Annotated in this window: 1 protein-coding gene; it reads right to left on the bottom strand. The window is 41.6% G+C overall.

The window, feature by feature from the left end; all coding sequences use genetic code 11:
• Positions 1 to 760, bottom strand: a 760-nt coding sequence (locus tag QMA00_RS18870; protein WP_024600859.1) for an IS5 family transposase, incomplete at its 3' end; no start/stop codon positions are given.
• Positions 761 to 818 lie beyond the last annotated feature (58 nt).

Below are 818 nucleotides of genomic sequence, written 5' to 3'. Positions count from 1 at the left end.
AATCAGCCCACATTGGTAGCCACATCATAGTAAATGCTAAAGCGAGCATTGAATGATAATTTCGTTCAAGCTTTTCATACCGCGTGGCTATCCCTCTATATTGCTTAATACGGCCAAATGCATTCTCAACCAAGTGCCGATATTTGTACATGCACCAGTCAATATCTTCATTGCCTACTAAACTGTTGCCCTTACGTGGAATAACGGGTGTAGCGTTATTATCACGAACAAACGCTCTCAGTTTTTCACTGTCGTAGCCTTTATCTGCGACAACCATATTACTTGTTGGGCAATTAGCTACGAGTGACTCTGCATGGACGATATCATGCGTATTTCCACAGGATAATTCATAATAAACAGGCAACCCTCCGCTATCGACTGCAAGATGAATTTTCGTAGAATTTCCACCTCGGCTCTTTCCAATTGATTCATTGTCAGCAGTTCTTGCACCGCAACTATGTTGATGAGCCCTGACAATACTGCCATCAATGAAGACCCAATCCATGTCCGCATCACGAGATAATGCGCGAAACAGTTCATTCAAAATCCCTTTTTTGGACCATAAATTAAACCGTCTGTAGATAGCACTCCAACGGCCAAAATCAGAAGGTAAATCTCGCCATGGAATACCTGTGCGCATCTTATACAGTATGCCCTCGAGCGTTTTTCTATGGTCGGGCTTATTATAAATTCGACCACTTAAGTACATTACTTTTGATAAGACATTCCATGTCCCGTCTGTTAGCATTAATCTTGGCATGTAGGTTCGGTGTAAAGTTTTCTGGCGAATTCAATTATACCTTATCTTCATGCTGTTT

Origin of the sequence: Pseudoalteromonas sp. APC 3694 (genome assembly GCF_030407565.1) — a bacterium.
GTDB classification, from domain to species: Bacteria; Pseudomonadota; Gammaproteobacteria; order Enterobacterales; family Alteromonadaceae; genus Pseudoalteromonas; species Pseudoalteromonas tetraodonis.
Note: the sequence above shows the minus strand (reverse complement) of the source record. Positions and strands in the feature narration are given on the sequence as shown.